The sequence below is a fragment of the Pseudomonas spirodelae genome, assembly GCF_034653255.1.
GTDB classification, from domain to species: Bacteria; Pseudomonadota; Gammaproteobacteria; order Pseudomonadales; family Pseudomonadaceae; genus Aquipseudomonas; species Aquipseudomonas spirodelae.
The window spans coordinates 1-8,920 of the sequence record NZ_JAYEET010000027.1 but is presented as its reverse complement, the minus strand read 5'-3'; the positions used below and the strand labels follow the sequence as shown (position 1 = coordinate 8,920).

8 protein-coding genes and 1 pseudogene are annotated in these 8,920 nt (G+C 53.0%); 8 read left to right on the top strand and 1 reads right to left on the bottom strand.

Going from position 1 to position 8,920, the window contains the following annotated elements; translation table 11 throughout:
* Nucleotides 1–166, top strand: a pseudogene (locus tag SOP97_RS09150) (group II intron reverse transcriptase/maturase); the annotation flags it as partial.
* A gap of 180 nt (nt 167–346) precedes the next feature.
* Nucleotides 347–1,186, top strand: a complete 840-nt coding sequence (gene galU, locus SOP97_RS09145; protein WP_274086514.1) for a UTP--glucose-1-phosphate uridylyltransferase GalU — start codon at nt 347–349, stop codon at nt 1,184–1,186.
* 50 nt (nt 1,187–1,236) lie between these two features.
* Here galU and SOP97_RS09140 read toward each other — a convergent pair whose 3' ends face one another.
* Nucleotides 1,237–1,659 carry a VOC family protein gene (locus tag SOP97_RS09140; protein WP_322949007.1) on the bottom strand — a complete coding sequence of 141 codons (423 nt, stop codon included), beginning with the start codon at nt 1,657–1,659 and terminating at the stop codon, nt 1,237–1,239.
* Between the two features lie 86 nt (nt 1,660–1,745).
* Between SOP97_RS09140 and gorA the strand changes: the two genes are divergently transcribed.
* From gorA to SOP97_RS09110, 6 genes are all read left to right on the top strand, one after another.
* Nucleotides 1,746–3,104, top strand: coding sequence for a glutathione-disulfide reductase (gene gorA, locus SOP97_RS09135; RefSeq protein WP_322949006.1), 1,359 nt, complete (start codon nt 1,746–1,748; stop codon nt 3,102–3,104).
* A gap of 7 nt (nt 3,105–3,111) precedes the next feature.
* Nucleotides 3,112–3,735 carry a trimeric intracellular cation channel family protein gene (locus SOP97_RS09130; RefSeq protein WP_322949005.1) on the top strand — a complete coding sequence of 208 codons (624 nt, stop codon included), beginning with the start codon at nt 3,112–3,114 and terminating at the stop codon, nt 3,733–3,735.
* 382 nt (nt 3,736–4,117) lie between these two features.
* Nucleotides 4,118–4,963 carry a site-specific integrase gene (locus tag SOP97_RS09125; protein ID WP_411912046.1) on the top strand — a complete coding sequence of 282 codons (846 nt, stop codon included), beginning with the start codon at nt 4,118–4,120 and terminating at the stop codon, nt 4,961–4,963.
* Between the two features lie 175 nt (nt 4,964–5,138).
* A complete protein-coding gene (locus SOP97_RS09120) occupies nt 5,139–6,101 on the top strand; it encodes a bifunctional GNAT family N-acetyltransferase/nucleoside diphosphate kinase regulator (RefSeq protein WP_274086519.1) in 963 nt (320 codons plus the stop codon).
* 211 nt (nt 6,102–6,312) lie between these two features.
* Nucleotides 6,313–8,133, top strand: a complete 1,821-nt coding sequence (locus SOP97_RS09115; RefSeq protein ID WP_296125584.1) for a transposase family protein — start codon at nt 6,313–6,315, stop codon at nt 8,131–8,133.
* Nucleotides 8,130–8,696 carry a TniB family NTP-binding protein gene (locus SOP97_RS09110; RefSeq protein ID WP_322949004.1) on the top strand — a complete coding sequence of 189 codons (567 nt, stop codon included), beginning with the start codon at nt 8,130–8,132 and terminating at the stop codon, nt 8,694–8,696. Before SOP97_RS09115 ends, SOP97_RS09110 begins: the two co-directional genes overlap by 4 nt.
* Nucleotides 8,697–8,920: the final 224 nt, after the last annotated feature.

The following is an 8,920-nucleotide window of genomic DNA, read 5'->3' as shown; positions in this document are numbered from 1 at the left end:
GGGATTGAGCGAGGAGCGTGCCTGCAAGTCGGCCTTCAATGGCCGAGGCCCGTGGTGGAACTCAGGAGCGCCGCATATGAATCAGGCGCTGCCGAAGAAGCTATGGGACAGACTTGGACTGGTCTCGATACTGGATACGATCAATCGGCTTAACCGCATGGCCTGAACCGCCGTGTACGGAACCGTACGCACGGTGGTGTGGGAGGACGGCGGCCGTGAGGCCGCCTCCTACCCGATCCTGGCATTCAAATGCAGGCGTTGGCCTTGTGCGGGAGGGGCATTGTAAGGCCGGTGCAGCCTGATAGACTGCGGGCGCACTTTTTCACATCATTGCTCAAGGTTCCCCATGATCAAGAAATGTTTGTTCCCAGCAGCCGGTTACGGCACCCGCTTTCTGCCAGCCACTAAGGCTATGCCAAAAGAAATGCTGCCGATCGTGAACAAACCGTTGATCCAGTATGGCGTCGAAGAGGCGCTGGAAGCCGGCTTGACGGAAATTGCCATGATTACCGGCCGCGGCAAGCGCGCGCTGGAAGATCACTTTGACATCAGCTACGAACTCGAACACCAGATCCGCGACACCGACAAAGAAAAGTACCTGGTCGGTATCCGTCGCCTGATCGACGAATGCAGCTTCTCCTACACCCGCCAGGTTGAGATGAAGGGGCTGGGGCACGCGATCCTCTGCGGCCGCCCGCTGATTGGCGATGAACCCTTCGCGGTGGTTCTGGCCGATGACCTGTGCCTGAACCTGGATGGCGATGCGGTGTTGACGCAGATGGTTAAGCTTTATAAGCAGTTCCGCTGCTCCATTGTGGCTATCCAGGAAGTACCACCTGAAGAAACCCACAAATACGGTGTGATTTCCGGAGAGATGATTCGCGATGACATCTACCGGGTTAACAGCATGGTCGAGAAGCCCAAGCCGGAAGATGCGCCATCGAATCTGGCGATCATTGGTCGCTATATCCTCACCCCGGACATCTTCGATCTGATCGAACAGACCGAGCCAGGCAAAGGTGGGGAGATTCAGATCACCGACGCGCTGATGAAGCAGGCGCAGAATGGCTGCGTCATGGCCTATAAATTCAAGGGCAAGCGCTTCGATTGCGGCGGCGCCGAAGGCTATATCGACGCCACCAACTTCTGCTTCGAAAACCTCTACAAAACCGGCAAGGCTTTCTGATTCAGCCTTCCGCGCGGTAACCACAGCCACCTTCGGGTGGCTGTGTGCATTCAGGGCAACGCCATGTGCTCGGCGCCAGGTCCTAATGGCTGGCCGTAGCTGAATTCAACATAATGCCCCGCCGGATCACGCACGCCGCAGTAATAACCCACAGGGTAGGCCTCATCGCGTGGCTCCCAGACCAAGCATCCGGCCAGTCGCGCCTGTTCAGCAATGCTGTCGACTTGGGCTCGGCTGCCTAGGGCAAAGCCGAAATGGCTGTAGTCATCGGCCGCCAATTGACGACTCTGACCACCCGGCATAAGTACGAAAATAAAGCTGTGTTCCTTACCGAGCTCGGCCATCCAGACAATCGTTGCGCCTTTGCCCGCCCGCCGATGAATCACCCGCATCGCGCAGAACTGCTCATAAAAGGCCACGCATGCGTCTACGTCAGGCACATGTAACGCTACATGAGTAAGGGTAGGGGGCATCAGCGTTCTCCTGCTGTTTCATATGCTTCAAGCTTAGTCGCTAGCGCCGCTTGGGGTATGCTTGCCGCCTTGCTATGGAGGCTTACATGACCTACGACTTCGACCTGTTTGTGATTGGCGCCGGTTCCGGCGGTGTGCGTGCTGCGCGGTTTGCTGCGGGGTATGGTGCGCGCGTGGCGGTGGCTGAAAGCCGCTACCTTGGCGGAACCTGCGTCAACGTCGGATGCGTGCCGAAGAAGCTGCTGGTTTATGGTGCTCACTTTGCCGATGACTTTGAGCAAGCACAGGGTTTTGGTTGGTCGGTCGGTGAGGCCAAATTTGACTGGCCCACCCTGATTACCAACAAAAATCGCGAGATTGAACGCCTCAATGGCATCTACCGTAATCTGCTGGTCAACAGCGGAGTGACCTTGCTTGAGGGCCATGCGCGGATTGTTGATGACCACAGCGTTGAGCTGGACGGTAAGCGCTACAGTGCCAAGCACATCTTGATCGCCACCGGCGGCTGGCCGCATATCCCTGAGGTACCGGGGCATGAACATGCGATCGGTTCGAATGAAGTGTTCTTTCTGCAGCAGCTACCTAAGCGTGTGCTGGTAATAGGCGGCGGTTATATTGCTGTGGAGTTTGCCTCGATCTTCAACGGCCTCGGTTCGCACACGTCACTGCTCTACCGCGGTGATTTGTTCTTGCGCGGCTTCGACAATGCCGTGCGTAACCATCTGCAGGAAGAACTGACCAAACACGGGGTCGATCTGCAATTCAACAGCGATATCGCGCGCATCGACAAACAGGCCGATGGCAGCCTGCTGGCCACGCTTAAAGATGGTCGGAAGCTTGAGGCGGACTGCATTTTCTACGCCACCGGGCGTCGTCCAATGCTGGACAACCTGGGCCTGGAAAACACTCACGTAGAACTTGATGAGCGCGGCTATATCAAGGTCGATGCGAAATACCAGAGCAGCACGCCATCAATCCTCGCCATCGGCGATGTGATTGGCCGCGTTCAGCTGACACCGGTTGCGCTGGCCGAAGGCATGGCGGTAGCCAGGCGTTTGTTCAAGCCGGAGGAATACCGCACTGTTGATTATCAGACGATCCCGACCGCGGTATTCAGCCTGCCTAATATCGGCACAGTTGGGCTGAGCGAAGAGCAGGCGAGGGAGGAGGGCTACCGCGTCCAAGTGTTCGAGAGCCGTTTCCGGCCGATGAAGCTGACCCTGACCGAAAGCCAGGAGCGCACGCTGATGAAGCTGGTGGTAGATGCTGACACAGACCGTGTACTGGGCTGCCATATGGTGGGACCGGAGGCCGGCGAAATTGTCCAGGGCCTGGCGATCGCACTTAAGGCTGGGGCCACCAAGCAGATTTTTGATGAAACCATCGGCGTGCACCCAACTGCGGCCGAAGAGTTCGTCACCATGCGTACGCCCGTATCGTCCTGAGGTCAGCATGGCGCAATTGTTCTATCTCGCCGATTTGTTCGGTGTCGCCGTATTCGCCATCACCGGCGCGCTAATGGCTGGGCGAAAGTCCATGGACCTGTTTGGTGTGCTGGTGATCGCCATCATCACCGCCCTGGGTGGCGGTACCCTGCGTGACTTGATTCTGGATAACCATCCGGTCAGCTGGATTCGTAACGACCTGTACATCGTCGTCGCGTCGCTGGCGGCTGTTGGTACTGTTATCTGGGTGCGGCTGACGCAGCCGATTCACGAAAAAGGTCTGCTCTTGGCAGATGCCTTTGGCTTGGCTGTTTTTACTGTGATCGGCACCGAAGTCGCCATGCAGCATGACGTTCCCAATAGCACGGCAATCATCATGGGGGTGATGACCGGCGTGGCGGGCGGGGTGATGCGTGATGTGATCTGCAATGAGATTCCGCTGATATTCCAGAAAGAAATCTACGCCACCGCCTGCATAGCAGGGGCCCTGGTTTTTATCGGTATGCGGAGCCTGGATACCCCACACTGGCTCGACACCGGTGTGGCCATGCTCACAGTGTTGCTAACGCGCTTGGCCGCCATTCGTTGGCATATTGCCTTGCCCAGTTTCCATTTGCTGGATCGCGATTGATGTCTCTGCTCTGGCCAGGGCAGAGGCGCGCTGGTCAGAGCGGAGTCAGGCCGCCATACACCAAAGCCTGACTTCTGAAGGCTGGTATGGCTCAGAATTTTGGCGGGGTAGAGCGTCTCAGCCGCAGTGCGCTCACGCGCCGTATTCTATTTATTAAGACGTAAGTTAATTTAACTCAACTAAATAACTATTTAGTTGAGTTAAATTCATTTTGGACTATTTACGATTGGCTGATTACCGCGATAACGAAACATCCGTGACACCGCACTTCGCCTCTTCACCCGCTATAGGCACTAATTACGGGGCAGGGGGCGCATTACCCGAACTGCGTAATCCACTGCTTCAGTATCTCGCTCGGTTAGCGCCTTCCAGCCAATTGACCATGAAATATGTGCTGCAGGATGCGGTATACCGCTTGGGCTTCGATGAGCTCGATCTGCATGAGATCCCCTGGCACCTGCTCCAACCCGGGCATATAACTGCACTGGTTGCGGCACTGCGCGAAGATGGTTACGCGCCGAACACCTCATCCTTGTACGTCAATGCACTGCGCGGGGTGATGAATGAGGCCTGGCGACTGAGCTTGATCGACCAGGATCATCTGCTGAAAATCCGCTCAGTGAAGCCCAGCAGTGGCACTCGAATAATCCAGGGGCGCAACCTCAAGCGCAGCTTGATTCGCGAATTGATGGAAGTCTGCGCAGCCGACCCTAGACCTCAGGGGCTTCGGGATGCGGCAATTATTGCAATCTTGTATGGCTCCGGCATGCGCAAATCAGAATCGGTGAACCTTGACCTCAACCAGGTCGATTTCGCTGAGCGCAGCCTGCGCGTACTGGGCAAAGGTAACAAAGAACTGGTCAAGTACGCGCCAAGCTGGGCATTCGAAAAACTCAATACCTGGCTCGCATTCAGGCGCTCGCAACTGCCTGCAGGCCAAGGTGACGATAGCTTTTTATTTAACCGGATTCGTCGTGGTAGCCACATAACCCGCGAGCGCATCAGCAAACATGCGATCTACTACATAGCCCAACAACGCGGGCTGCAAGTCGGCGTAAAAATCATGCCGCATGATTTTCGCCGTTCATTTATTACCCGCGTGATCGAAGAGCACGACCTGTCTCTGGCGCAGAAGCTCGCGCACCATACGAATATTCAAACAACAGCCAACTACGATGTGCGTGATGAAAACGAACGGCGTCGCGCCATCGACAACTACGGGTTTTAAACAGACGGTTCAACAGATCCACACGACTGATCAGCAACGCAATAACTATGATTAGGCCGCGTCCACATGCCGGATCAGGCGGGTGTCATAGCACCGCTTATTAAGGAAAAGCGCGAGGCTGTACGGCATTTACTCGCGTTATGTTTTAAAATTCCGGGTTGCCGAAAGAACCGTCATGGCCATAGCCATGAAGGGCTTTCATCATTTCCAAATAAGTGTGGTGAAGATGAACAAGCCTTTCATTTCGCTGTGCCCTGAAATTACTCGGGCACACGCGCTGACGCTGATGGATTGGTTGGAGGATGAGCGCGTTACCTGCTATCTGAGCGATTCGCGTCATGTCTCCCGCTCCATCGAGCAAGTCATCGATCGGACTCAGTTGCCGATCCTGACCCATCTATTCAACCGGGGCGGCCGATTCTTCATGGCCTATGACCGGCATGACACTCCGGTGGGCTTTGTCCGTCTGATCAAGACAGGCTCGAATTGCGAGATAGTCCTGGTCATCGGCGACAGCGCCAAATGGGGCCGAAACCTTGGCCCCCGCACGATCCGCGAAGGCATGAAACTGGCCTTCCTCGACATGCGAGCCGAGAAGCTCATCGCCAAGATCCACCCAGACAATGCGCGTTCGCTGAGAGCCTTTCTGCGCAGCGGTTTTCTGCTTGAGAGCGAAACACCGACATTGAAATCATTCTCCATGACGGCGGGGCGCTATTTGCAGTTCTTGCGCGAAGGTGCCGCTGGCGACTCCACAGGGATCTACATCACTGAAATCGACAAGGCCAGGCTCGAGAGTCTGATCGCGCTCGAACAAGGCCCGGCCGTTGTTGAGCTCGAACACGAGCTTGAGCGAGCCATTGTCGTAAAACCCCAGCAGGTGGCGCGCAATGTCGTCACGATGAACTCTAGGGCCTTGCTGCAACTGGACGACGAAGAGATCGAAGTGGCCTTGGTTTACCCAGAAGACGCGGACAGCAGCGCCGGGAAGCATTCCGTGTGTTCCGACATCGGCGCCGCCATCCTGGGCTATCAGGAGGGAGACGCCATTGACTGGCGGATTTCTGATCGGACCCGGCGGATTGAAATCAGAAAAGTGCTTTACCAACCGGAAGCTGCGGGCGACTTCCACCTGTAATTGCGCCTTTAAGTCGATCAAGCGCGGCCCAAAGGATTTGGGCCGCGCTTGATTGAGCAAATGTGGCGCTTGTTGAAAAAAGAGAGCAAGGTTTTCATAAATAAATCAATAGCATAGGCGTTAAATAGTTTAAAAAGTAGACTGCGCTGGCGAAAACTCCGCTCATAGTCTACTTTTTGATCATGTTTGCGTAGTGTTATGGGAATTATCTATGACCGACCAGCTAACTCCTGGAGAACTCGTAGTCGCGAAAGGAAAGCTCGCAAAAGTTCAGCAAATATTCAGCCCTAAGAACATCAGGGTAATCGTTAGCGCATCTGGCGAAGCGTTAATGGTTTCTATGCGCGACATCGAAAGAATTGATTTAAATGCAGGGATAACGCCCGATAATAATGACACCGTATGGGATATAAATAACTATACGGAAGATGCGCTATTGCTGGCTGCTGCGCGTTTCAATGTAATTAAGCAGTGGAAAGCAGGTGAAGTAACTACCAGTCAGGCTTGCTTGCTGCTTAATTCATCGCGAAGCTATTTTTTTAAAATGGCTAGGAGCTATGACGAAAGCATCGGCCCGCTATCATTGGTTCTCCAGAGGCGGGGAGTTAAGAAAGGTATCACCCGGCTGGATGAAGCAGTTGAAGTAATTATTGATAACGCAACTCATAAAGTTTTCGATTCTAGAGCCGCCAGTTACAGCAAAGTATGGGTGGAGGTTGATGTTGCGTGTAAGGAGCAGGGCCTTCCTTGTCCTTGCAAAGACACAGTTTTGCGTCGTGTACGGTTAATCCTTTCAGAAAAGAATAGAGTAAAAATACAGCAGGGCGCTGATGCAGCGGCCCAACTATTCTCAGCGCGCCCTGGTAAAAAAATTGTTGAAAGACCGCTGCAGTGGGTGCAGATGGACCATACACTCGTCGATGAGATGCTTCTAGCAGATGATCGTATAAATGTGATTGGTCGCCCCTGGTGGACAGTTGTAATGGATTTAAGAACAAGAGTGATTCTTGGGTATTACCTCAGTCTTCACGTTCCGTCAACTGTTTCGGTAGCATGTGCATTTAGCCAAAGTATTCTTCCTAAAGCAGGTTTTGTTAAGAGTGTAGGGTTAGATCTTGCGGATTATCCTTATTATGGCAAGCCTGAGGTTTTACATATGGACAATGCCGCTGAGTTCACTAGTCCAAAATTTATGGCTGGGTGCAATACATTTGGAATACACCCTGAATACAGGCCTGTCGGAAAAAAGCATTATGGTGGGCATGTTGAGCGATTAATCGGCACATTTATGACGACCAAAGTTCATTTCTTGAAGGGCACTACAATGTCGAATTCGGTGGCACGCCGTAAACTCGACAGTGAAAAAAATGCCACCATGACTTTCTCCGAGTTTACTCGCTGGTTTGCGCGCGAAGTAGTTGTCTATCATTCGACGGTTCACAGCGAATTAAAAATTAGTCCGAGGCAAGCATGGGTTGATTATTATGCACCCAATGGTGGCATTCCCTATCCATCGAAGCTATCAGATATCGAGCAACTGAAGCTATGGTTTATGCCTCAAGAAAGCCGGAACGTAAACCCGGATGGTATTAAGTTACATGGCCAGACTTACTGGGACCCTGTGTTAAATCAGTTTGTTGGCACGAAGAGCGCTATTGTTAAATTTGATCCATTCAATATGAACGAAGTGTGGGTGAAACTAGGTGGGCATTTCTGTCCAATTCGGCTGTCTGATTTGACGGGGCAGGCACCCAGCTATGAAGAGTATCGAGCAAGTAAGTTTTATCGGCGACCAGTACGCGCCGGGTCGATCGACGACGATGGCGGACGGAGAGCATATAGAGACAAGCAAAAGATCGAGAAAGATAGCGCTGCTCTAACGCGAAATGAGCGACGTCGCATAGCTTCGGCGAAAGCCTACTCTGATGCTTACCCAGATACTGTCAGTGCTAAACCGATAATTAAATCTGATCCAGTCAAACTTGACTATTCTGCCCCGCCTAAAAGATTCAAGGCTGAGGATGGCAAATGAGTGACGAGCATGTGCGACCAGACAAACGGAAGTATTTATCTGAAGATACTGATGTGCGAATAGCTGCAATTCTTGAAGAGCTTTGGGTGGATAATAACTCCAGTGAGGCTGTTTTTCGAATGATGAATAATATTGAGGCTGTCCCTGATCGTATGAATGCGCCTGCATTACTCGTAGTTGGCCCGGGTGGGTCCGGTAAGACGGCTATAATATCCAAGATCCCCAGCCGTATTAAAAACAGCGACAGGTTGGCTTTTATCTCCATGGCCGAATCCCCCGAAATTAACGTGAAGAAAAGTCTTAAGACCGAACTCGCGCTGGCCCTCGGGTTACCTATTACCGCAGCGCAGGGGGCCAAAGGCGGTTCGCATATTCCAAACGAAATCAGGGAAGTTATCAAGCTAAGGAGAATTTGGGGTCTAGTTATCGATGAGTTTCATGATGCGCTGCTGCGTTCTAAGCAAGAGCAGCGAATGCATATGTCGATTCTAAAAAAGTTGTTGGGGGCAGAATATGGGCTGAAATTATTCTGCTTCGGCACCTTTAGGGATGGTCTGAAGTAGTCATGTATTTCTGGCTAACTTCAGCCTCCGCCGATTTTGAAAGCGGCAAATCGATCAAAAGCGATCAGATCACCCGCTTATTTCTGTGTTTTTAGCCGCCGCAAGCACCTCGCGGCAGCCATTCCCCGCATTACAGGCGCACCTCTCCCGCATTCGTCAGTAAATGTCTGCGCGCCATCCACAGATTCGACAGCGCGAACAGTGTCACCAGTTGCGCCGTGTTC

What these genes read in the sequence shown, in the direction of transcription:
- galU (WP_274086514.1), top strand. Translation starts at nt 347, where the DNA reads ATGATCAAGAAATGTTTGTTCCCAGCAGCCGGTTACGGCACCCGCTTT.
- SOP97_RS09110 (WP_322949004.1), top strand. Translation starts at nt 8,130, where the DNA reads ATGAGTGACGAGCATGTGCGACCAGACAAACGGAAGTATTTATCTGAA.
- SOP97_RS09140 (WP_322949007.1), bottom strand. Translation starts at nt 1,659, where the DNA reads ATGCCCCCTACCCTTACTCATGTAGCGTTACATGTGCCTGACGTAGAC.
- gorA (WP_322949006.1), top strand. Translation starts at nt 1,746, where the DNA reads ATGACCTACGACTTCGACCTGTTTGTGATTGGCGCCGGTTCCGGCGGT.
- SOP97_RS09125 (WP_411912046.1), top strand. Translation starts at nt 4,118, where the DNA reads ATGAAATATGTGCTGCAGGATGCGGTATACCGCTTGGGCTTCGATGAG.
- SOP97_RS09130 (WP_322949005.1), top strand. Translation starts at nt 3,112, where the DNA reads ATGGCGCAATTGTTCTATCTCGCCGATTTGTTCGGTGTCGCCGTATTC.
- SOP97_RS09120 (WP_274086519.1), top strand. Translation starts at nt 5,139, where the DNA reads ATGGCCATAGCCATGAAGGGCTTTCATCATTTCCAAATAAGTGTGGTG.
- SOP97_RS09115 (WP_296125584.1), top strand. Translation starts at nt 6,313, where the DNA reads ATGACCGACCAGCTAACTCCTGGAGAACTCGTAGTCGCGAAAGGAAAG.